Genomic DNA, 21,527 nt, shown 5'->3' with positions numbered 1-21,527 from the left:
AACTCGCGTCAAGCGAGTTCGTCCAGCAAGGCCAACAGGGTTTCGCGCTTTTCGGCGCCCAACTTATCAATCAATTTCTGCTGCGCCGCTTCCCAGGCAGGCAATGCCGCAGAAAGCCGTTCATTGCCCGACTCGGTCAACAACACCAGGCGGTTACGCAGGTCATCGCCCTCTACCATTTGCACCAGGCCCTCGCCCTCCAGCACCCGCAGGTTACGCCCCAGCGTACTGCGATCCAGGCCCATGGCGTCGGCCAGGCTGGAAATGCTCGGTTGATCGAGGCGCTGCAGGTTACACAGCAAAGAATACTGGGCAACGTTGATCCCGAAGCCATCGAGAGCGCCGTCGTAATGCCTGCTGACGCCACGAGCGGCGCGACGCAGGTTGGTGCATAAACATTGGGAAGCAAGCATAGAGCGTGTATATACCCGGGATTAATGAAATGCAAGAAACTGTTACAGCGCCAGACCGATCAATACAGCCACTTCCAGCAACTCCAACAGCGCGCCTGCGGTGTCGCCGGTGGTGCCACCGAGGCGATTGACCATCAGTTGGCGCAAGCCGATAAAGCAAACGGCCGCCAGCAACACGGCAATCCCGCCGCTGAAACCGCCGATCAGGATACACGCCAGACCGCTGAGGATCAGCACCTGTTGGCCGACGATGCGTGGCAAATGGTCCGCCAAGGCCTGCCCTAACCCACCGGCACGCACATAGCGCGTGGTGAGAAACAGCGCCAACATCGAAGCGCGGCCAATCAACGGTGCGAGGATCAGCGCGGCGCCGTTGTGCTGCTCGATCAACGCCACCAGCGCGGTGAACTTGAGCAGCAGCACCAGGCCCAGGGTGACCACCGCAATCGGCCCGCTGCGCGGGTCTTTCATGATGGTCAGGGTGCGCTCGCGGTCGCCGAAGCCACCGAGCCAGGCGTCCGCGCTGTCGGCCAGGCCGTCCAGGTGCAGGCCGCCACTGAGCAACACCCACGCGGTCAACAACAACGCGGCGTGCAGCAGCAATGGCGCGCCCATCAATACGGCGTTCAAGCCCCACAGCAGCAGTCCGAACAACAGCCCCACCAGCGGATAAAACAGCAATGACCGCCCCAACTCCTGCGGCTGCGGCATGCCCGGCAAGCGAATCGGCAGGCTGCTGAGAAACTGCAAGGCGATCCAGAACGGCAACATGCTCAGATTCCTTCCCTTAATACGCCACCAGCCTCGATCTGCAGGCTGAACAGGCCACCGTGGCCGACTTCGACATTCAGCAGTTGCTCACGAGGTAAACCACGCGCCTGGGCCAATAGCAAACGCATGACTCCACCGTGGCTGATCAGCAGCACTCGCTGGCCGTCATAAGCTTGATGCAAGCGAGCGACAGCACCCAGTACGCGCGCGGAGAACTGCGAAACCGGCTCGCCCTGCGGCGGTGTAAAACTGTAGGGGTCAGCCCAGAACAGGCCCAGCGCTTCGGCATCGGTTTCCATCAAGGCTGCGGCGCTCTGCCCTTCCCAGGCGCCGAAGTGTAGCTCCTGTAGATCTTTTTCCAGGGTGACCGGCAGGTTCAGGCGCGCGCCCAGCTCATCAGCAAACCGTGCGCAACGTTGCAGCGGCGAGCTGACCAGTCGGTCCCACGGGCCCTGCTCCACCACCGCCGCACGCATCTGCTCCCAGCCCTTGGCGGTGAGGGCATCGTCCAGGCTGCCGCGCAAGCCGCCGCCCAGTTCGGTTTCGCCATGGCGCAGCAGGTCCAGGTGCAACGTCATGCCGGACGGTCCGCCACGGCCGCCTCGGCGAAGGTTGCCATCTGCCCGTGCAGCGCGCAGGCCAGGCGCAACAACGGTACGGCCAACGCGGCGCCGCTGCCTTCGCCCAGGCGCAGGCCGAGTTCCAGCAGTGGTTCGGCATTGAGGCTTTGCAGCACATGGCGGTGGCCAGGCTCGGCACCGCGATGGCCGAACAGCAGCCATTCGCGGCAGCCGGGATTCAGGCGCGTGGCGACCAGCGCCGCGACCGTGCAGATAAAACCGTCCACCAGCACCACGACACCTTCTTGAGCGCAGGCCAGGTAGGCGCCGACCAGCGCCGCAATTTCAAAGCCGCCGAGGTTGAACAGGGTTTTCAGGGCGTCGTCACGGTCGCCTGCGTGCAGTGCCAAGGCGCGCTGGATGACGGCGACTTTGTGGCTGACGCCCTGGGCGTTCAGGCCGGTGCCGGGGCCGGTCAGGTCGCTGACCTGGCAGTCCAGCAGTGCGCAGGCCAGGGCACTGGCGGCGGTGGTGTTGCCGATGCCCATTTCGCCGCCGATAAACAGTTGCGCGCCGTTCGCGGTGGCGCGGTGCACGCTGTCGCGGCCGGCTTGCAAGGCCAGGCGGCCTTGGGCGTCGGTCATGGCCGGGCCGTTGACGAAGTTGGCGGTGCCGGCGCCGATGTTGAGGTGGCGTACGCCGGGCAGGCTCAAGGTTGGGGTGATGGTGCCGAGGTCGACTACTTCCAGTTTCGCGTCGAGTTGGCGGGCCAGCACGCTGATGGCGGCGCCGCCGGTGACGAAGTTGTGGAGCATCTGGCCGGTGACTTCCTGGGGGAAGGCAGAGACACCTTCGGCGACTACGCCGTGGTCGCCGGCGAAGATGGCGATCCACAGGTGGTCGACGCTGGGTTTGACCTGGCCCTGGAGGCCGGCCAGTTGGACTGCCACGGCTTCCAGTTGGCCGAGGGAGCCGGCGGGCTTGGTCAGTTGCTGCTGACGGGCCAGGGCTTGTTCGTGGGCTTGGGTGTCGATTGCTTTGCAGGGGTTGAGCCACCAGGTGTCGGTCATAACGCAGTACCTTTTAAAGTCAGGGGCAGGCCGGCGACGGTCAGGACAACGCGCTGACAACGTTCGGCCAAGGCTTGATGCAGCCATCCGGCTTCATCGACATAGCGGCGAGTCAATTCGCCCAGCGGCACGACACCCAGTCCGGTCTCGTTGCTGACAAAAATGATTTCTCCTGGGAGGGTGGCCAGGGTTTGTAGCAAGGCCTCGCGCTCGTCGTTGAGACGGTCGGGGTCTTCGAGCATCAGCAGATTGGTGAGCCATAAAGTCAGGCAATCGACCAGCAGGCAATGGTTCGGGCTGGCGTTTTCCTTGAGGACACGGGCCAGTTCGATGGGCTCTTCGATCAGGCCCCATTCGGCCGGGCGGCGCTCGCGGTGGTGGGCGATGCGTGCGGTCATTTCGCCGTCCAGGGGTTGGCTCGTCGCTATGTAGGTGACGCTTAGGCCGCTGTCGGTGGCGAGCTTTTCAGCCAGGCGGCTTTTGCCGGAGCGGGCGCCGCCGAGGATCAACTGGAGCATGGGTTGTGCCTGTTTTTGACTGTGTGTGTATCCGTTATTTTTGTAACGGCTGATATGGGTTCCGCTCTTACAGCGGGTCACTTTTGGAAAAGAGCCCCAAAAGTAACCAAAAGGGCTCTTGCCCCACCACTCGGCACCTCGCTTGGGCTCGGTGTGCCCTCACTCCGGCTTTGGAGCGTGGGCCGCCGCGATGGGCCATCCTTGGCCCAGCGCGGCTAACCCGGCGTCCTGCCGGGTTACCCACGCTCCAAAGCCTGCGTTCGGCCAGCGTGGTTTAACGGGGCGCCTAAGATCAAGATCACAAGCAGATCAAGAGCACAGCGGCCTACAGGCCGGCTTGAGTGTGGTGAAGCAACAGCAACAGCAAAATCAGAAGCTAAAGCGGGCACGGTCCAAATGTGGGAGCGGGCTTGCTCGCGAAGGTCGTTAACGATGACGCGGGCATTCTGGATGAACGCGGCGGTCTCAGGTTTTTCGCGAGCAAGCTCGCTCCTACAGAACAGCAGCTCTGCTTTCGCTCTGGATCTTGCCTCTGCTTCTAACACTCAAGCCGGCCTGTAGGCCGCTTTGCTGTTGCTTTTGATCTGGCTTTTGATCTTGATCTGCGGGCCCCGTCAACCACGATGGCCGCAAGTAGGCACGGTGGAGCGGGTAAATCGGCAGGGAAGCCGATTTAGCCGCGCCGGGCCATGGATGGCCCGTCGCGGCGGCCCGCGGAACCGGGCCGGAGTGCGGGCATGCCGAGCCTAAGCGAGGCACCGAGTGGTGGGGCAAAGACCTTTTGGTTACTTTTGGCTGGGCCGGCATTCCGGGCGTTTGCCAAAAGTGACCCGCTGTAAGAGCGGAACCATAGGTCGCCGTTACCTAAATAACGGATATGTACACGGCCCAAAAAAAATCAAACCCCACACAACGAACGCAACAAACCCGTATCCAAATGCCGCTCTACCAAATCCGCCAACCGCTCAATATCCCGCTCCCGCAACCCGTGATAATCCACCGATTGCACATCCTCCAACCCAGCCCACCGCAACAACGCCCCACAAGCCGCTGGGCTCTCAAACAACCCATGCAAATAGGTCCCAAGAACCTGCCCATCCTCACTCTGCGCCCCATCCCGACGCCCATCGTCCAACTGCACCGCAGCCCGCACCAAACCAGCGCCACTGGTAACGCCCGCGTGGATCTCATACCCACTCACCTCGGCATCCTCCAGCAACAACCGCCCCCGCACATTACGCAGCTGCTTCTCCTGCGCAAGCGTCGTACTGAACGCCAACAACCCCAACCCCACACTCGATCCGCAAGGTCCTTCCAACCCAAGCGGGTCATGCACCTGCTCCCCGAGCATCTGCAACCCACCACAAATCCCCAACACCTTCCCGCCATAACGCAGATGCCGCGCCACCGCCGTGTCCCACCCATTGGCCCGCAAATACGCCAAATCACTGCGCACACTCTTCGAGCCCGGCAAAATAATCAGGTCCGCCGCAGGAATCGCCTGCCCCGGCCCCACAAACTGCAAATCCACCTGCGGATGCAACCGCAACGGATCAAAATCCGTGTGATTACTGATCCGCGGCAATACCGGCACCACCACCTTGAGCACCTGCGCCGCCTTGTCGATCTGGCGCCGGTCGATGCCGTCCTCAGCCTCCAGATGCAAATCCATCACATACGGCAACACCCCCACCACCGGCTTGCCGGTACGCGCTTCCAGCCAATCGAGCCCTGGCTGCAACAGCGCAATATCCCCGCGAAACCGATTGATGATGAAGCCTTTGACCCGCGCCTGTTCGCTCGGCGACAACAATTCCAGCGTACCCACAAGGTGCGCAAACACCCCGCCACGATTGATGTCGGCAATCAGCAGCACCGGGCAGTCCACCGCTTCGGCAAAGCCCATGTTGGCAATGTCGTTCGCCCGCAGATTGATCTCGGCCGGCGAACCCGCGCCCTCGACCATCACCACCGGATACGCCGCACTCAACCGCGCATGGGAGGCCAACACCGCCTGCATCGCGATGGCTTTGTAATCGTGATAAGCCACCGCATTCATGGTGGTCACGGCGCGCCCATGGATAATCACTTGGGAGCCCGTGTCGCTGTTAGGTTTGAGCAGCACCGGGTTCATGTCGGTGTGGGGCGCCAGGTTGGCGGCCTGGGCCTGCACCGCTTGGGCCCGGCCGATTTCGCCGCCTTCGGCAGTCACGGCGCTGTTGAGCGCCATGTTCTGCGGCTTGAAGGGCACCACCGGTATGCCCTGGCGCACCAGCCAGCGGCAAAGTGCGGTCACCAGCGTGCTTTTGCCCGCGTCGGATGTGGTGCCCTGCACCATCAAGGTACTCATGGGGCTTCCTTGTAGGCGCTTAGCGCCTGATCGAGCCGCAGCCAGTCGGCCTCGGTATCCGGCAGGCCGAAACGCAGACTGCTGTTGTCGACAAACAGGCGCAGCAGAATCCCGCGCTGGGCCAGGAATTCATGCAACTGCCCGGCGCGGTCGGTGATCATCCACTGGAACAACGCGCAGCCACCCTGAGGCCGCAGGCCATGGCGTTCAAGCAGGTCAAACAGACGCTGGCTGGCCGACTCGCAACGCAACCGCTGTTGCGCATGGCCGGCGGTATCACGCAGGCATGCTTGCCCAAGCACCCGCGTCGGCCCACTGACCGCCCACGGCCCCACCTGTTCGGCAAGCAGCTTGAGCAGCTTGCGCTCGGCCAGCACAAACCCTAGCCGCACGCCGGCCAGACCGAAGAATTTGCCAAAGGAGCGCAGCACAATCAGGCCAACCTGATGGGCTTGGCTCGCCAGGCTCAGTTGCGGGGTGATGTCCATAAACGCTTCGTCCACCACCAGCCAGCCGCCACGCTGGGCCAACCGTGCATGCCAGTCCAGCAGGCGTTGTGGCGTCAGGCTCAGGCCGGTGGGGTTGTTGGGGTTGACCACCACCAATACGTCGAGGCTGTCGAGGAAGAAGTCGACTTCCTGCTCCAACACTTCGCGCACGATATAGCCGGCGCGACGCCAGGCTTCAGCATGCTCGGCGTAGCACGGCGACAGCACCCCGACCTTGCCCGTCCGGCGCAGGCGCGGCAATAACTGGATCGCGGCCTGGGATCCGGCCACTGGTAGTACGTGGGTCGCGCCGTAATATTCGCAGGCGGCCTGTTCCAGGCCGTCATCGGTTTCAGGCAGGCGCGCCCAGGCCCGCAGCGGGATGTCCGGGATCGGGAACGGCCACGGCGCCAGGCCGCTGGACAGGTCGAGCCAATCGGCCTCTGGAATGCCGTATTGCAACGCCGCCTTACGCAAGCGGCCACCGTGCTCAAGCATAAAATTCAGCCCCCACACACAGGATCAACAACCACAGCCACACGCCGCGTTGCACCAGTTGCCAGCCGCGCTCGATGGAATCCGCATCTGCAGGCGGACCTTCGCCCAGTTGCGGGCGCTGGTGCAACTCGCCGTGATAAATCGCTGCACCACCCAGCTCCACGCCGAGGGCGCCGGCACCTGCCGCCATCACCGGGCCGGCGTTGGGGCTGTCCCAGGTCGGACCCTGAGTACGCCAGCATTTGAGGGCTAGGCGGGTTTTGCCCAGCAGTGCGTAGGTCAACGCCACCAGGCGCGCCGGAATGTAGTTGAGCACGTCGTCGATCTTTGCCGCGGCCCAGCCGAAACGCTCAAAGCGTTCATTGCGATAGCCCCACATGGCATCCAGAGTGTTGCTCAACCGATAGAGCACTACACCGGGCACGCCAGCGACCACAAACCAGAACAGTGCAGCGAACACTGCATCGCTGCCGTTTTCCAGCACCGATTCGGTGGCCGCGCGGGCGACTTCCGTTTGGTCCAGTTCGCTGGTCTGGCGGCTCACCAGGTAGCTGACGCGTTGGCGCGCCTCGCCCAGGTCATCGCTGCGCAGCGCCTGCGCCACCGGCAGCACGTGTTCGCCGAGGCTACGCATGCCCAGTGCGCAGTACAGCGCGAGGATTTCCAATACCCAGCCGATATACGGCGCCCACGACAGGGCCGTGGCCAACAGGGTCAACGGCACCACCGCGATCACCCACGCGGTGACCCCATGACTGCGCCAGCCACGGCCGCCGGAGTTGAAACGCTGCTCGATGCGCCCGGCAAAATTACCGAACGCCACCAGCGGATGCCAGCGCCTGGGCTCGCCCAGCAGCGCATCCAGCGCCACCGCAGCGACACTCAGCAAGGCCACACTCATTGACTCACTCCCCAAACATTCTCATACAACATGTCACTCAGTGGCCGTGGTTCGGTCCAGCCTTCGAGCTGCAACATCGGTGCCGGGTAGAACTCGGTCACCGGGCCCAGGCACAACACCGCCAACGGCTTGGCGCCGGGCGGCAGGCCCAGCAGGTCGGCCAGGGCCTGGGGCTCGAACAGCGAGACCCAGCCCATGCCCAGCCCTTCGACGCGGGCTGCCAGCCATAGATTCTGGATCGCGCAGGACAACGAGGCCATGTCCATTTCCGGCAAGGTGCGGCGCCCGAAAATATGCCGTTCGCGATCGTCCATCAACGCCGCCACCAGTACTTCGGCGCAGTCGTTGATGCCTTCGACCTTGAGCTTCATGAACTGGTCGGAGCGCTCGCCGAGGGCTTCGGCGGTGCGTACGCGTTCTTCTTCCACCAACTGCTGGATCTGGCCGCGCAGGTTGCGGTCGCTGATGCGGATAAAACGCCAGGGCTGCATCAAGCCGACGCTCGGCGCCTGGTGGGCGGCTTGCAGCAGGCGGTGGAGCAATTCAGGTGCGACGGTGCCGCCGCTGAAGTGGCGCATGTCGCGGCGTTCGGCGATGGCGCGGTAGACGGCTTCGCGGTCGGCTTCCGGAAAGGCGTTGTCAGTCATGGCCTCATCGCGGGCAAGCCCGCTCCCACAGTAGATTGCGTTTCAACTCGGTCAACTGTGGGAGCTGGCTTGCCTGCGATGGCGGTCTCAAGGCTTGGCGCAAACAGGGCAGCCACCGCTGTCGGGTTGGACGGGAAGTAAAAGTGCACGTAGGAAGCCGTCATCCGGCCCTGACGATAAACCGCCTCGGCGCCGCGCCCGCCATTCGGGCTCAGGCCGCGGGCAATCGGCTGCCATTCGGTGCTGGTCAACGAGTGATGATAAGTGTGGCCACGCAGCAGGCCTTCGGGCAGTTCGACATTTTGCAGGGCCAGTGCCGCCAGACGTTTCTGCATCACGGCATCACCCTGGAGCAGGCCCACCAGTTCGGCACGGGTGCCGTCGACATCGGTGAGCGAGTCCAGCAGATAGAGCATGCCACCGCATTCGGCCAGCAGCGGCTTGCCGGCAGCGTGATGGGCGCGAATGGCGTCCAGCATCGGGGTATTTTCCGACAGCGCCTGGTGATGCAGTTCCGGGTAACCGCCCGGCAGGTAGAGGCTGTCGGCTTCGGGCAACACGCGGTCACGAATAGGCGAGAAGAAGCACAGTTCGGCGCCCATCGCCCGCAGCAGGTCGAGGCTCGCGCCGTAGGTAAAGGCGAAGGCTTCGTCGCGGGCCACGGCAATGCGCACGCCGGCCAGCAACGGTTGGGTCTCGATCACCTCGGGTGCGGCGAATTCCACCGGCGGTGGCAGCGCTACCTCGCAACTGCTGCCCAAGGCTTGGGCGGCGGCGTCGAGGCGCAGATCAAGGTCGTTCAGTTCGCTGGCCTGCACCAGGCCAAGGTGGCGGCTGGGCAACTCGATGCCGGTTTCCCGGGACAGCGCGCCATACCAGCGCAGGCCTTCGGTAAGGCTGCCTTCGAGCAATTGCGCATGGCGCAGCGTACCAACACGGTTGGCCAGCACGCCGGCAAACGGCAGGTCCGGCTGGTAGCGCGCCAGGCCCAATGCCAGGGCGCCGAAGGTCTGGGCCATGGCCGTGCCGTCGATCACCGCCAGTACCGGCACGCCAAAGTGCCGCGCCAGGTCGGCGCTGGACGGCGTGCCGTCGAACAGGCCCATCACGCCTTCGATCAGGATCAGGTCGGCTTCCCCCGCCGCTTCCCACAGCAACCGGCGACTTTCCTGCTCGCCCACCATCCACATGTCCAATTGATAGACCGGCGCACCACTGGCGCGCTCGTGGATCATCGGGTCGAGAAAGTCCGGGCCGCATTTGAACACCCGCACCTTGCGCCCCAGGTTGCGGTGCAAACGGGCCAGCGCGGCGGTGACGGTGGTTTTGCCCTGGCCGGACGCCGGTGCGGCGATCAGGACAGCAGGACAGTGACGGGGCTGATTCAAAGTTCGATGCCTTTCTGCGCCTTGATACCGGCCTGGAAGGCGTGCTTGAGCATGCCCATTTCAGTCACGGTGTCGGCCATTTCGATCAATTCGGGTTTGGCGCCACGGCCGGTCACCAGCACGTGCTGCATGGGCGGGCGGGCCTGCAGGTCGCTGAGCACCTGGTCCAGGTCGAGGTAGCCGTGCTTGAGGGCGATGTTCAGCTCGTCCAGCACCACCAGGCCAATGGCCGGGTTCTGCAGCATTTCCCGGGAGACCGCCCAGGCGGCTTCGGCGGCCACGATGTCGCGCGCACGGTCCTGGGTTTCCCAGGTAAAACCTTCGCCCATCACGTGGAAGCGCACCTGCTCGGGGAAACGCCGGAAGAACATTTCTTCACCGGTGCTGTTGCGGCCCTTGATGAACTGCACCACACCGCACTGCATGCCGTGGCCCATGGCCCGGGCCAGCATGCCGAAAGCGGAGCTGCTCTTGCCCTTGCCATTGCCGGTGAGCACCAGCAGCAACCCGCACTCGTTCGGTGAATTGGCAATGCGCTCATCAATCACGGCTTTTTTGCGCAGCATGCGCGCCAGGTGGCGTTCGTCACGATCGGGGGATTCAGTCATGGCAGCTCTCCGTTGGCGCTGGACAAAAACGGCGGGCAGGAAAAAGACACATACAGACAGCCAAGCATCGCCCACCGTGATGCTGTTGGATGGATCAGGCCGGTCTCCGGGCTCATGAGTGGCATTGGATGCCGAGGGTGCGCCTTCCCATATCGCGGGCGATACAGTGGCTTAAGGCACCGTCTTGACTCATTTACCGTTGCGGGGGCAGCGCCGGGATCGTGGCGGCACTGTAGAAAAATGCGCTCACTCACCGGCTCCCCTGTTTCACTCAGTCGGCGCGTACGCCACAGAGCACCTGAAACAAGCCGCGAAGGTTAGTGGGTTGGGGGTGGAGCGTCAATTAAAGCCGGACATGCGCGTGAACCATCGGGCCGCTGTGCGCCTCTACCACTACAGGTATTAAGGAGAAAACCATGCACAAGACCCGACTTGCCCTACTGATCATGGTCGCCGGCACCCTTGCCGCCTGTGGTGAAAGCTCTACCCTTCAGGTGTCCGACGGCACCGGGCCCTCGCCCAAACTACCCGAGCCGAATAAAACCCTGATCCCCACGGTGAATATCGCCACGGCCATCGGCTGGCCCGAAGGCGCCAAGCCGACTCCCGCGGCGGGTACTCAGGTGGCAGCGTTTGCCGAAGGCCTGGATCACCCGCGCTGGCTGTACGTGCTGCCCAATGGCGACGTGCTGGTGGCGGAAACCAACGCGCCGCCCAAGCCGGATGATGCCAAGGGCATTCGTGGCTGGGTGATGGAGAAAGTCATGGGGCGTGCCGGGGCCGGCGTGCCGAGCCCGAACCGCATCACCCTGTTGCGGGACGCCGACCACGACGGTGTGGCCGAAACCCGCACGGTGTTCCTGGAGAACCTGAACTCGCCGTTCGGCATGACCCTGGTGGGCAACGACCTGTATGTCGCCGATTCAGACAAATTACTGCGCTTCCCTTATCAGCCAGGGGAAACCTCGATCAAGGACGCCGGCACCACCGTCACCGACTTACCGGGCGGCAGCATTAACCATCACTGGACCAAGAACGTGATCGCCAGCAAAGACGGCAGCAAGCTGTACGTCAGCGTGGGCTCCAACAGCAACGTCGGGGAAAACGGCCTGGAAGCCGAACAAGGCCGGGCCGCGATCTGGGAAGTAGACCGCGCCACCGGCCAGCACCGCATCTTCGCCTCCGGCCTGCGCAACCCCAACGGCATGGCCTGGGAGCCGCAAAGCGGCGCGCTATGGACGGCGGTCAACGAGCGCGATGAAATCGGCAGCGATTTGGTGCCGGACTACATCACCTCGGTCAAGGATGGCGCCTTCTACGGTTGGCCATTCAGTTACTACGGGCAGCACGTGGATGTGCGGGTCACACCGCAGAACCTGGACTTGGTGGCCAAGGCGATTGCACCGGATTATGCAGTAGGCCCGCACACCGCCTCGCTCGGGCTGACCTTTGCCGACGGCAGCAAGTTACCCGCTCAATTCAGCAATGGCGCGTTTATCGGCCAACATGGTTCGTGGAACCGCAAGCCTCACAGTGGCTACAAGGTCATCTTTGTGCCGTTTGAGGCCGGCAAGCCCAAAGGCCAGCCGGTGGATGTGCTGACCGGGTTCCTCAACAGCGATGAGAAAGCCATGGGCCGTCCGGTCGGCGTGGTGATCGACAAGCAGGGGGATTTGTTGGTGGCAGACGATGTGGGGAACAAAGTGTGGCGGGTGTCGGCGGCTAAATAGCCGACCCTGAAAAGCACTGTGGGAGCCTTAGGCTCCCACAGTTGTTTTGGCTTACGGGTTTCGTGCCAGGCGATCGGCCGGCAACACGCGCTTGGCGCTCAGGTAGGCATTCTGCCAATAGGCCTTGGACAGCGTGTCCAGCTTCACCGTGCCGCCGGTTTGCGGCGCATGCACAAAACGCCCTTCACCCACGTAGATCCCGGCGTGGCTGACTTGCGAGCCGCCACCGGTGGCGAAGAAGATCAGGTCGCCGGTTTGCAGGTTGTTTTCGCTCACGTCCTGGGCGCGCATCACGATCAGCTCGCGGGTGGTACGCGGCAGGGAGATACCCGCGGCATCACGGTAGACGAAACCGATCAAGCCACTGCAATCAAACCCCGAGTCCGGCGTGTTGCCGCCCCAACGATAAGGCGTGCCGACCAGGCCCAGCGCACGAAAGAGCACGTCTTCGGCCGCAGGCGAGAAATTTTGGGTAGCGTAGGTATTGAACACCGGCTTGGGCTTGACGGCCACGGGAGCAGGCGGAGGACGACTTGCGCAGGCGCTGAGCAGCGCGGCGCAAACGAGAAGAATTAGGCGGGCCGAGGTCGACATGGGCAGAACAATCCTGATCTGGATGCGGCTTTCGCTGCCGAACGTTGAAAAACAGAACGCGCAAGCAAAGCTCGCGCGATCGATTTACAACAATGTCCAGGGATTCTAGCGCTTACACGTCAAACTTCAAGTATCACTTTAACTTTACTTGCTGGCGGTAACGGTAGTCGGGGCCATCGCCAGGGCGCGCTTGGCTTCGATGAAGGTTTTGCTCCAGTAGCTGTCACCCAGGTTGTCGACTCGCACACCACCGCTGCGGCGGCTGCTGGAGTGGATAAACTGGTTGTCGCCCAGGTAGATACCGGCGTGGCTGACACGACCGCGACCAGCCGTACTAAAGAAAAGCAGATCACCGGGCTTGAGGTTGTTCCGCGCGACCAACGGTGCATCCACGTTGATCATTTCGCGGGTGGAGCGCGGCAGATTCATGCCGGCTTCCTCACGGAACAGGTAGCCGATGAAACCGCTGCAGTCGAAACCGGCTTCAGAGGTACCGCCGAAACGGTAACGGGTACCGATCAGGGACATGCCACGTTCGAGAATGCTGTCGGCCAGAACTGGAAGCTGGTAAGGCTTGCTGCCGGCGAAGTCGGCGAGTTCTTTTTCGGTTGCGATCTCTTCTTCGTAAACAGTAGAAGATTGGGATGCAACGAATTTTGCCTGGGACTGCTGTGCTGGTTTTTGCTGCTCAGCCACGTTTTGAGTGTGGGTGGCGCAACCAAACAACAGGGTAACGAGTGCGAGAGGCACGAGGGGTGCGAAGCGATTTAGCATGGGCACGACCGTGGCTGATGTGTAAAGAAGCCGAGACTATGCCCTCTATCACATCGATTTGCAAATTCAATCGTGATCTATGTGACTTCTTGTTTGGACTATGACATCTAAGCCCTTAACACCCCATTCAACCCATTTGCGTGGCCAAAACAGCCCAAACGCGGGTTTTCTGACGCCTGGAATTTGCCGGAAGCCCCCGATTTTAAAGGGCTGGCTACCAGCCCAGGGTTTCTTTAAGGAAGGGAATCGTCAGCTTGCGCTGGGCCTGCAAGGAGGCCTGGTCGAGCTGTTCAAGCAAGTCGAACAGTGCACTCATGCTGCGGGTGCCGCGAGTGAGGATAAAATGCCCGACCTCGTCGGTCAGGTGCAGCCCGCGGCGGGACGCACGCAGTTGCAGGGCACGCAATTTGTCCTCGTCGGACAACGGGCGCATCTGGAAGATCAGCGCCAGGGTCAGCCGCGACTTCAAGTCGGCCAGCTTCACCGGCAACTCACGTGGCGAGGTGGACGCGGCAATCAACAAACGCCGGCCGCTGTCACGCAAGCGGTTGAACAGATGGAACAGCGCCTCTTCCCAATCCGCCCGCCCCGCTACCGCGTGCAAGTCGTCCAGACAAACCAGTTCGTATTGCTCGAGGTTGTCGAGGATCTCGATACCACGGTCCAGCAGATCCGCCAGCGGCAAGTAAACTGCCGGCTCACCCATCTGCTCGAAGCGCAGGCAAGCGGCCTGTAACAAGTGGGTACGCCCCACGCCATGCTTGCCCCAGAGGTAGATCAGGCTTTCGGTCCACCCGGCGTCGGCTTCGCAGAGCCGCTCGACATAGCCGAGTGCAGCGGCATTGGCGCCTGGGTAGTAATTGATAAAGGTAGCGTCGTCACGCAGACGCACACCTAGGGGCAGCTGAATCGGTTTCATGCTGACTGAACGGCTCCAATCGAACCGTTAGTGACCTCTGTGTAAAGTTTGCAAAGTTTATACCCGTGACGCCGGGCGCACAATGCAGCAGACCACAAGCAAAATCAAAGGTTTGCGTTAACTTGTTGGATTTGGTGAAGATTGTTTGACGCAATGGCGAAACGCCAGAGCCGATAAACGACAAACCCGGCCTTGAGCCGGGTTTGTGATGCTGCGGTTATAACTCCGGATCCTCGACCCCGGCGTACATGTCCGAGTCCTTGTACAGGTCGTGCACATGGCGCACCAGCACCATGATCACCGCCGCCACCGGCAGCGCCAGGAGGATGCCGGTGAAGCCGAACAGCTCGCCGCCCGCCAGAATCGCGAAGATCACTGCCACTGGGTGCAGACCGATCCGGTCACCCACCAGCAACGGCGTCAGCACCATGCCTTCCAGGGCCTGGCCGACCATAAACACCGCGACAATCCCGAGCATCGGGTACAGGTCGCCGTGGAACTGGAACAGCCCGGCCACCAGCGCCGCACCAATACCGATCACAAAGCCCATGTATGGCACGATGGCCGCCAGGCCGGCGATCAGGCCGATCAACAACCCCAGCTCCAGGCCGATAGCCATCAGCCCCGCCGCATAGATGCCCCCCAGCGCCAGCATCACCAGCAACTGGCCACGGACGAAGGCGCCGAGCACCTCATGGCATTCCCCGGCCAGGGAGACGATGCGCTCTTCGCGGTCGCGCGGCAGCAGGCCGCGGATTTTGGCCATCATGATGTCCCAATCCCGCAACAGGTAGAACGCCACTACCGGAATCAGCACCAGGTTGGTCAGCCAACCAATCAACGCCAGACTCGAAGCCGTCGCCTGGCTCAACACCACGCCGACGATGTCAGTGGTCTGACCCATGTGCTCGCTGATGGCGGCCTTGACTTTGTCAAACTTCCAGAACCCGTCTGCCAGCCCCAGCTTGGCCTGCGCCCACGGCATGGCCGTGTGTTGCAGCCAGTCGAGCATCTGTGGCGCCAGCTCATAGAGTTTGAACAATTGCTTGGCCAGCATCGGCACCAGCACCAGCACCAACGCCGTGATGATCAAGGTGAACAACGCAAACACCGCCACCACGCCCCAGGTACGTGACAGGCCGATCTTTTCCAGGCGATCCACCACGGGATCGAACAGGTAAGCCAGCAGTAACGCGACCAGGAACGGCGTCAGGATCGAATGCAGCAGGAACACAAAAACGCACAGCAGGACAATCCCGCCAAGCCACACCCAACGACGCGTATCCGCCATAAACCCTTCCCTCTGTTATTTGCTTCCTGCTTCTATATAAGAAGGAAGAACGCTTACCAATGAAAACGTAGCTGCGGCGTCGGCTCGACCGGCGCCGGTTGCGAGCCTTCCACCACCGGCTGCGGAGCCGGCGCTTCACCCGCGGGGATTTCCTGCAACTTGGCCAGGCTCAACTGGGTGCGCAACTGCTCGGGGCTGCCATTCACACGATAGACGATGCGACTGCCATCCACCCGTACCGGCTGGGCACCAAACGGCTCCAGCAGATGGCCCAGGGCGGCGTAATGCTCCAGGTTCATGCCCTGCACTTCGAGCAACTGATCGCTGGTGGCAGCGCCGGCCTTGACCGCAAAGCGTGGTGCCAGGCGCTCGCTGACAGCCAGCAGCACGGCGTCGGCCAGCGCAGCGGTGTCAGTACCGGTGGCGGTGCCCTGCTCGCTTTTATCGCCCAACCACAGGCGCCATTTAGCCGACCATTGGCCGCCGTCTTCGCGGGCATGCACCGCCAGCAAGGCGTCGGCGCCGTAACGTTCGGACGCGGCACGCAGCGGCGTGGCGTCGGGGCTTTCAAGATTCGGGGCAGTGGCGACGATTTGTTCGTCCAGGTCACCCAGCGGCAGGCGCAAAGGCAAACCACGGTGCTGGGCCGCGCGACGCAGCGGTTGGGCGACGGACTGGCCATCACCCACCAGGCTGCTGCCTTCGACGGAGTCGTTCAGCCACCAACCGAGGATCGACGGCCGGTTGCTGCCCCACAGCGCCAAGCCCGCCCCACGCAAGGCGCGGTCGGTACTGACGGGATCGAAATCCACTTGCAGGCTTTCCGGCGGGCCGGCGTCGTAGCCGTATTGGCTGATGATCTGTTGCGGGTCCTTGCGAATCGCCGCCAGGCCCGGGCCATCGGCGGCCTTGGCGTCGCCGGTCAGGCGGATCACCAGGGTTTGCAGGGCACGCTGGGTCGCCTGGTCACGCTCCTGGGGAGATTGGCTGCTGACTGGCTCCAGCACTTGATAGAGGCCATTGAGGGTTTCGGCATGACTCGCCAGGCTGACCAACGACAAGCAGCCCACAAAAAAATATTTACTCAGACCCATGAAAGAAGATTCCCGAACGACAAATAAGCGGTTGGAACAGACCGCGTGAACACTGTTGAGCAAGGCTGTGACCACAGCGACCGGCAAAACATTCACAGGGCCTCGGTAAGTTTTTGTACTGTCATAACGATAGCGAGTTAAAGGCTATACCTTAATACGGCCCGTGACCGACTCGATTAGCGATTTTTTTAACAGCTATTGCCCCTGCCCGTCGGCCCGAGGATGGCCGCTGCCCCTCAAGCCTGATAAAATCGCGCGCCTTCGCAGACCGTCAATGGCAGGCCATGCTGAAACGTCAGGTTTCGGTATTCCCGCCGCATTCGGTCGTTACCCCTGAATCCCCCCTAAAGGCCTGGATCATGAGCAAGCAACCCTCCCTGAGCTACAAGGACGCCGGTGTAGACATCGACGCCGGTGAAGCATTGGTCGAACGCATCAAGAGCGTCGCCAAGCGCACTGCGCGCCCCGAAGTCATGGGCGGCCTGGGCGGTTTTGGCGCCCTCTGCGAGATCCCGGCCGGCTACAAGCAGCCTGTATTGGTCTCCGGCACCGACGGTGTGGGCACCAAGCTGCGCCTGGCACTGAACCTGAACAAGCACGACAGCATCGGCATCGACCTGGTTGCCATGTGCGTGAACGACCTGGTGGTGTGTGGCGCCGAGCCGCTGTTCTTCCTTGACTACTACGCCACCGGCAAGCTCAACGTCGAGACCGCGACCCAAGTGGTTACCGGCATTGGCGCTGGCTGCGAACTGTCCGGCTGCTCCCTGGTCGGTGGTGAAACCGCTGAAATGCCAGGCATGTACGAAGGCGAAGACTACGACCTGGCCGGTTTCTGCGTCGGCGTTGTAGAAAAATCCGAAATCATCGACGGCTCCAAAGTCGCTGCCGGTGACGCCCTGCTGGCCCTGCCATCGTCCGGCCCGCACTCCAACGGCTACTCGCTGATCCGCAAGATCATCGAAGTGTCCGGCGCCGACATCGAAACCATCCAGCTCGACGGCAAGCCTTTGACCGACCTGTTGATGGCACCGACCCGCATCTACGTGAAGCCGTTGCTCAAGCTGATCAAGGACACCGGAGCCGTCAAGGCCATGGCCCACATCACCGGCGGCGGCCTGCTGGACAACATCCCGCGCGTACTGCCTAAAGGCGCCCAGGCGATTGTCGACGTGGCCAGCTGGCAGCGCCCGGCAGTCTTCGACTGGCTGCAAGAGAAAGGCAACGTCAACGAAACCGAGATGCACCGCGTGCTGAACTGCGGCGTGGGCATGGTCATCTGCGTGGCGCAAGAGCACGTTGAAACCGCGCTGAACGTACTGCGTGAAGCCGGCGAGCAGCCTTGGGTCATCGGCCAGATCGCTACCGCTCCTGAAGGCGCGGCTCAGGTTGAACTGAAGAACCTTAAGGCGCACTGATGCCTGCAACCTGTGATGTCGTGGTGCTGCTCTCCGGCACCGGCAGTAACTTGCAGGCCCTGATCGACAGCACGCGCACCGGCGATAGCCCGGTGCGCATCGCTGCGGTGATCTCCAACCGCAGCGACGCCTACGGCCTGCAACGCGCCAGGGACGCGGGCATCGACACCCGCTCCCTGGATCACAAGGCTTTCGAAGGCCGCGAGGCCTTCGACAGCGCCTTGATCGAGCTGATCGACGCCTTCAACCCCAAACTCGTGGTACTGGCCGGTTTCATGCGCATTCTCAGCGCTGACTTCGTGCGCCACTACAACGGGCGCCTGCTGAATATCCACCCGTCCCTGCTGCCAAAATACAAAGGGTTACACACCCACCAGCGTGCCCTTGAGGCCGGCGACACCGAGCACGGCTGCAGCGTGCACTTTGTTACCGAGGAACTCGATGGCGGGCCTCTGGTCGTACAGGCAGTAGTTCCGGTAGAGTCTGCGGACTCTGCGCAGACGCTTGCGCAACGGGTTCACACCCAGGAACACAGGATTTACCCGCTGGCTGTTCGCTGGTTCGCTGAGGGGCGGTTGATTCTTGGCGACCACGGTGCATTATTGGACGGTCAGTTACTTGCGGCCAGCGGCCACTTGATTCGAACCTAGGAGACTTTATGCGTCGCGCCCTGCTCTTCGCTTTTGCGCTGTTCGCCTTGCCTGCCGTGCAAGCAGCAGACCTTCACCCTTTCTCCGCCAGCTACACCGCCGACTGGAAACAGTTGCCCATGAGTGGTTCGGCAGAACGCAGCCTGACCAAGAATGACAACGGCAGCTGGACCTTGAATTTCAAGGCTTCCATGATGATCGCCAGCCTGACTGAAACCAGCGTGATTCGCTTCGACAAAGATGCCCTGCAGCCGGTGAGCTACACCTTTGAACGCGGCGGCCTGGGCAAGACGAAGAAGATCAACCTCGACTTCGATCAGACGGCCAAGAAAGTCACCGGCTTTGAAAACAAGGACCCGGTCAACGTGGCCCTTCAAAGCGGCATGCTCGACAAGTCGACCTACCAGTTGGCACTGCAGCGCGATGTGGCAGCCGGCAAGAAAAGCATGAGCTACAACGTCGTCGAAGGTACTGATGTCGATACCTACGACTTCCGCGTGATCGGCCCGGAAAAGGTCCAGACCAAAGCCGGCTCCATCGATGCAATCAAGGTCGAGCGCGTGCGTGACCCGACTCAAAGCAAGCGCATTACTCAAATGTGGTTTGCCAAGGACTGGGGCGGCATCCTGGTTGCTCTGCGTCAGGTTGAGACCGACGGCAAGGAATACAACATCATGCTGCAAGACGGCACCGTTGACGGCAAGGCTGTCAAAGGCAGCTGATCCTCTGCGCAATAAAAGAGCCTCGCGCATGCGGGGCTTTTTTTCGCCTGTCACCTGACGCCAACATGAAACTTTTGTCATATAACTCAGCGCCCTGCGACGCAATGTCGCGGTTTGCGTGGGCTCGGGCGATTACTTCAATTTCTGTAAAGGTGTGTTGCAATTCCTGGTTATTTACTTAGCAAGCTAACAAATCATATAACAAAGGCCTGCGACGCCTTGCCGCAGATCAACCAGAGATTGGAGCAAGCAGATGACTGTAAAAGTAACTGAACGCGACGATGAACATATGTCCCACGAAGCAGTAGCCCACGGGATTCACATCTGGGATGTACACCAGCAAGACCTGCTGGTCGGCATGTTTCACGACGAGAGCGAAGCTCATAATTATAAAAACGAGCTCGAGACCCTTGAGATGAAACGGCAGGCGCAAAGCTCCTGAAACTCTGAAATCTGTAGATAGCCAGCCCCACGCAGCTGGAGTATCTAAAAACACAAACCCCGCCTTTTGAGCGGGGTTTGTGTTTTCAGGGTCGGGGATTTTGGGGTGCTTCGCACCCCAGCGGGAGCAAGCTCCCTCGCCACAACAAGCCCCCTCCCCAGAATGTCGTTTCTATAGCCTTACCACATCAGGTCATCAGGGATCTGGTAGGCGGCGTACGGATCATCCTCATCCGGCACCTGGCTTTCGGTCAGGACGTTCATCTGGACGATACGCTCCGGTGCCCGCTCCTGGATCTTCAGCGCGGCTTCGCGCGGGATCACCTCGTAACCGCCACCGTGATGCACGATCGCCAGGGAGCCGTTGCTCAGCTTGTTGCGCATCAGCGTGTTGACCGACAGGCGCTTGACCTTCTTGTCGTCCACGAAGTTGTAGTAGTCCTCGGTGGTCAGCTTGGGCAGGCGCGAGGTTTCGATCAGTTGCTTGACCTGGGCAACACGGGCCTTGGCCTCGGCTTTTTCCTGGTGCTGACGGTTCAGCTCCTGGTCGCGCTTGACCTTCTCGGCATGCGCCTCAATGGCCAGGCGCGCCTGGCTATCATCCGCCGTGACCTGGCCTTTATGCACCAGGCGCTGCTGTTTCTGTTTCTCTTTGCCGACCTGCTTGGCCTGCTTTTGGTTGACCAGGCCTGCTTTGAGCAACTGGTCGCGAAGGGAAATGCTCATGGTGCTTACTCACTTGGGCAACGGTTCAGCCGCAGCTGGACAGATTCTTTTCCTGGCGTTTGGCTTCGCCCCACAGGGCGTCCAACTCTTCGAGGGTGCAATCTTCTATGGATTGGCGTGTGTCGCGCAATGCCTGTTCGATAAATCGGAAACGTCGTTCGAATTTGGCGTTGGCTAAACGCAGGGCCGCTTCCGGGTCGACCTGGAGGTGACGGGCCAAATTGACCGCTGCAAACAGCAGGTCACCCACCTCATCCGCGATGGCAACCGGGTCGTTATCGGCCATGGCTTCGAGCACTTCATCCAGCTCTTCGCGCACGTTATCCACTACTGGCAACGCGGCTGGCCAGTCAAAACCCACCTGCCCGGCGCGCTTTTGCAATTTGGCGGCGCGGGACAGCGCCGGCAAGGCCGTGGGTACGTCATCCAGCAGGGATAATTGCTGTGGCGCGTCGGACTTTTCCGCACGCTCCTCAGCCTTGATCTCTTCCCAGCGCTGCTTGACCTGTTCCTCGCTCAACTGCGGGATGTCCAGCGGCGCATACAGGTCGCCGGTGGGGAATACATGAGGATGGCGACGAATCAGCTTGCGGGTAATGCTGTCGATCACCCCGGCGAATTCAAAGCGCCCTTCTTCCCGCGCCAGCTGGCTGTAATACACCACCTGGAACAACAGGTCGCCCAGCTCACCTTGCAGGTGATCAAAATCCCCGCGTTCGATGGCGTCGGCGACTTCGTAGGCTTCTTCCAGGGTGTGGGGGACGATGGTGGCGTAGGTTTGCTTGATGTCCCACGGGCAACCGTATTGCGGGTCGCGCAGGCGGTTCATCAGGTGCAGCAGGTCTTCAAGTGAATACATCAGTCAGTCTCTTTATCACCCCCTGTAGGAGCAAGCTTGCTCGCGAAAAACTCAGCGACGACGCGTTTATCCAGAAAGCACGCGTTATCGTTGACCT

At 61.7% G+C, this 21,527-nt stretch carries 23 protein-coding genes and 1 riboswitch; of the genes, 5 read left to right on the top strand and 18 right to left on the bottom strand.

The features are described from left to right. Nucleotides 1–8: 8 nt before the first annotated feature. The 11 genes from ACA046_RS08060 to cobO form a co-directional block, all read right to left on the bottom strand. Nucleotides 9–413, bottom strand: coding sequence for a MarR family winged helix-turn-helix transcriptional regulator (locus ACA046_RS08060; RefSeq protein ID WP_459026910.1), 405 nt, complete (start codon nucleotides 411–413; stop codon nucleotides 9–11). A gap of 42 nt (nucleotides 414–455) precedes the next feature. Further along, nucleotides 456–1,184: an adenosylcobinamide-GDP ribazoletransferase gene (locus ACA046_RS08055; protein WP_459026908.1), complete on the bottom strand. Its 729-nt coding sequence runs from the start codon at nucleotides 1,182–1,184 to the stop codon at nucleotides 456–458. 2 nt (nucleotides 1,185–1,186) lie between these two features. Beyond that, nucleotides 1,187–1,762: an alpha-ribazole phosphatase family protein gene (gene cobC, locus ACA046_RS08050; protein ID WP_497676239.1), complete on the bottom strand. Its 576-nt coding sequence runs from the start codon at nucleotides 1,760–1,762 to the stop codon at nucleotides 1,187–1,189. Continuing rightward, complete coding sequence (cobT, locus tag ACA046_RS08045; protein ID WP_459026904.1) at nucleotides 1,759–2,814, bottom strand: nicotinate-nucleotide--dimethylbenzimidazole phosphoribosyltransferase; 1,056 nt, start codon at nucleotides 2,812–2,814, stop codon at nucleotides 1,759–1,761. Before cobT ends, cobC begins: the two co-directional genes overlap by 4 nt. Beyond that, nucleotides 2,811–3,332, bottom strand: coding sequence for a bifunctional adenosylcobinamide kinase/adenosylcobinamide-phosphate guanylyltransferase (gene cobU / locus ACA046_RS08040; RefSeq protein ID WP_459026902.1), 522 nt, complete (start codon nucleotides 3,330–3,332; stop codon nucleotides 2,811–2,813). Before cobU ends, cobT begins: the two co-directional genes overlap by 4 nt. Nucleotides 3,333–4,230: 898 nt before the next feature. After that, nucleotides 4,231–5,682 (bottom strand): cobyric acid synthase, encoded by a 1,452-nt coding sequence (locus ACA046_RS08035; protein WP_459026900.1) that lies wholly within the window; start codon nucleotides 5,680–5,682, stop codon nucleotides 4,231–4,233. Continuing rightward, nucleotides 5,679–6,668, bottom strand: a complete 990-nt coding sequence (gene cobD / locus ACA046_RS08030; RefSeq protein WP_167662677.1) for a threonine-phosphate decarboxylase CobD — start codon at nucleotides 6,666–6,668, stop codon at nucleotides 5,679–5,681. Before cobD ends, ACA046_RS08035 begins: the two co-directional genes overlap by 4 nt. Next, nucleotides 6,661–7,569 carry an adenosylcobinamide-phosphate synthase CbiB gene (gene cbiB, locus ACA046_RS08025; protein ID WP_497676238.1) on the bottom strand — a complete coding sequence of 303 codons (909 nt, stop codon included), beginning with the start codon at nucleotides 7,567–7,569 and terminating at the stop codon, nucleotides 6,661–6,663. The genes cobD and cbiB overlap by 8 nt, the downstream gene beginning before the upstream one ends. Continuing rightward, nucleotides 7,566–8,216 carry a 5,6-dimethylbenzimidazole synthase gene (gene bluB / locus ACA046_RS08020; RefSeq protein ID WP_177026428.1) on the bottom strand — a complete coding sequence of 217 codons (651 nt, stop codon included), beginning with the start codon at nucleotides 8,214–8,216 and terminating at the stop codon, nucleotides 7,566–7,568. Before bluB ends, cbiB begins: the two co-directional genes overlap by 4 nt. Further along, the gene (locus tag ACA046_RS08015) at nucleotides 8,213–9,604 is read right to left on the bottom strand and encodes a cobyrinic acid a,c-diamide synthase CobB (RefSeq protein WP_497676237.1); all 1,392 of its coding nucleotides are present in this window, start codon (nucleotides 9,602–9,604) and stop codon (nucleotides 8,213–8,215) included. Before ACA046_RS08015 ends, bluB begins: the two co-directional genes overlap by 4 nt. Continuing rightward, complete coding sequence (cobO, locus tag ACA046_RS08010; RefSeq protein ID WP_445572966.1) at nucleotides 9,601–10,212, bottom strand: cob(I)yrinic acid a,c-diamide adenosyltransferase; 612 nt, start codon at nucleotides 10,210–10,212, stop codon at nucleotides 9,601–9,603. Before cobO ends, ACA046_RS08015 begins: the two co-directional genes overlap by 4 nt. 80 nt (nucleotides 10,213–10,292) lie before the next feature. Further along, nucleotides 10,293–10,529, bottom strand: a riboswitch (cobalamin riboswitch). A gap of 99 nt (nucleotides 10,530–10,628) precedes the next feature. On the opposite strand from cobO, the gene ACA046_RS08005 reads away from it, so the two are divergent. Continuing rightward, the gene (locus ACA046_RS08005; RefSeq protein WP_167662681.1) at nucleotides 10,629–11,942 is read left to right on the top strand and encodes a PQQ-dependent sugar dehydrogenase; all 1,314 of its coding nucleotides are present in this window, start codon (nucleotides 10,629–10,631) and stop codon (nucleotides 11,940–11,942) included. A gap of 51 nt (nucleotides 11,943–11,993) precedes the next feature. Here the strand turns inward: ACA046_RS08005 and ACA046_RS08000 are convergent, their stop codons facing one another. The 5 genes from ACA046_RS08000 to ACA046_RS07980 all read right to left on the bottom strand — a co-directional run bounded on the left by ACA046_RS08000 (nucleotide 11,994) and on the right by ACA046_RS07980 (nucleotide 16,614). Beyond that, nucleotides 11,994–12,536, bottom strand: a complete 543-nt coding sequence (locus ACA046_RS08000) for a C40 family peptidase (RefSeq protein WP_076014747.1) — start codon at nucleotides 12,534–12,536, stop codon at nucleotides 11,994–11,996. A 144-nt stretch (nucleotides 12,537–12,680) separates the two neighbouring features. Beyond that, nucleotides 12,681–13,310 carry a C40 family peptidase gene (locus ACA046_RS07995; protein WP_076014748.1) on the bottom strand — a complete coding sequence of 210 codons (630 nt, stop codon included), beginning with the start codon at nucleotides 13,308–13,310 and terminating at the stop codon, nucleotides 12,681–12,683. A gap of 214 nt (nucleotides 13,311–13,524) precedes the next feature. Further along, nucleotides 13,525–14,229, bottom strand: coding sequence for a DnaA regulatory inactivator Hda (gene hda, locus ACA046_RS07990; protein WP_459026891.1), 705 nt, complete (start codon nucleotides 14,227–14,229; stop codon nucleotides 13,525–13,527). A 217-nt stretch (nucleotides 14,230–14,446) separates the two neighbouring features. Then, nucleotides 14,447–15,520 (bottom strand): AI-2E family transporter, encoded by a 1,074-nt coding sequence (locus tag ACA046_RS07985; RefSeq protein ID WP_497676236.1) that lies wholly within the window; start codon nucleotides 15,518–15,520, stop codon nucleotides 14,447–14,449. 53 nt (nucleotides 15,521–15,573) lie between these two features. After that, a complete protein-coding gene (locus tag ACA046_RS07980) occupies nucleotides 15,574–16,614 on the bottom strand; it encodes a DUF2066 domain-containing protein (RefSeq protein WP_459026887.1) in 1,041 nt (346 codons plus the stop codon). A 359-nt stretch (nucleotides 16,615–16,973) separates the two neighbouring features. On the opposite strand from ACA046_RS07980, the gene purM reads away from it, so the two are divergent. The 4 genes from purM to ACA046_RS07960 all read left to right on the top strand — a co-directional run bounded on the left by purM (nucleotide 16,974) and on the right by ACA046_RS07960 (nucleotide 19,846). Beyond that, nucleotides 16,974–18,032 (top strand): phosphoribosylformylglycinamidine cyclo-ligase, encoded by a 1,059-nt coding sequence (gene purM, locus ACA046_RS07975; protein WP_063032448.1) that lies wholly within the window; start codon nucleotides 16,974–16,976, stop codon nucleotides 18,030–18,032. Beyond that, the gene (gene purN, locus ACA046_RS07970; RefSeq protein WP_017479128.1) at nucleotides 18,032–18,682 is read left to right on the top strand and encodes a phosphoribosylglycinamide formyltransferase; all 651 of its coding nucleotides are present in this window, start codon (nucleotides 18,032–18,034) and stop codon (nucleotides 18,680–18,682) included. The genes purM and purN overlap by 1 nt, the downstream gene beginning before the upstream one ends. A gap of 8 nt (nucleotides 18,683–18,690) precedes the next feature. Beyond that, nucleotides 18,691–19,404 (top strand): DUF3108 domain-containing protein, encoded by a 714-nt coding sequence (locus tag ACA046_RS07965; protein ID WP_003210742.1) that lies wholly within the window; start codon nucleotides 18,691–18,693, stop codon nucleotides 19,402–19,404. Between the two features lie 253 nt (nucleotides 19,405–19,657). Next, on the top strand, nucleotides 19,658–19,846 hold the full coding sequence (locus tag ACA046_RS07960) for a hypothetical protein (RefSeq protein WP_076014753.1): 189 nt from the start codon (nucleotides 19,658–19,660) through the stop codon (nucleotides 19,844–19,846). Between the two features lie 179 nt (nucleotides 19,847–20,025). Here ACA046_RS07960 and ACA046_RS07955 read toward each other — a convergent pair whose 3' ends face one another. Both ACA046_RS07955 and mazG read right to left on the bottom strand, forming a co-directional pair. Further along, nucleotides 20,026–20,571 (bottom strand): DUF2058 domain-containing protein, encoded by a 546-nt coding sequence (locus tag ACA046_RS07955; RefSeq protein WP_076014754.1) that lies wholly within the window; start codon nucleotides 20,569–20,571, stop codon nucleotides 20,026–20,028. Between the two features lie 25 nt (nucleotides 20,572–20,596). Then, complete coding sequence (mazG, locus tag ACA046_RS07950; protein WP_167662686.1) at nucleotides 20,597–21,430, bottom strand: nucleoside triphosphate pyrophosphohydrolase; 834 nt, start codon at nucleotides 21,428–21,430, stop codon at nucleotides 20,597–20,599. Nucleotides 21,431–21,527: the final 97 nt, after the last annotated feature.

This window comes from Pseudomonas sp. LBUM1641, from assembly GCF_059716235.1.
This window is presented reverse-complemented; position numbering and strand designations above follow the sequence as displayed.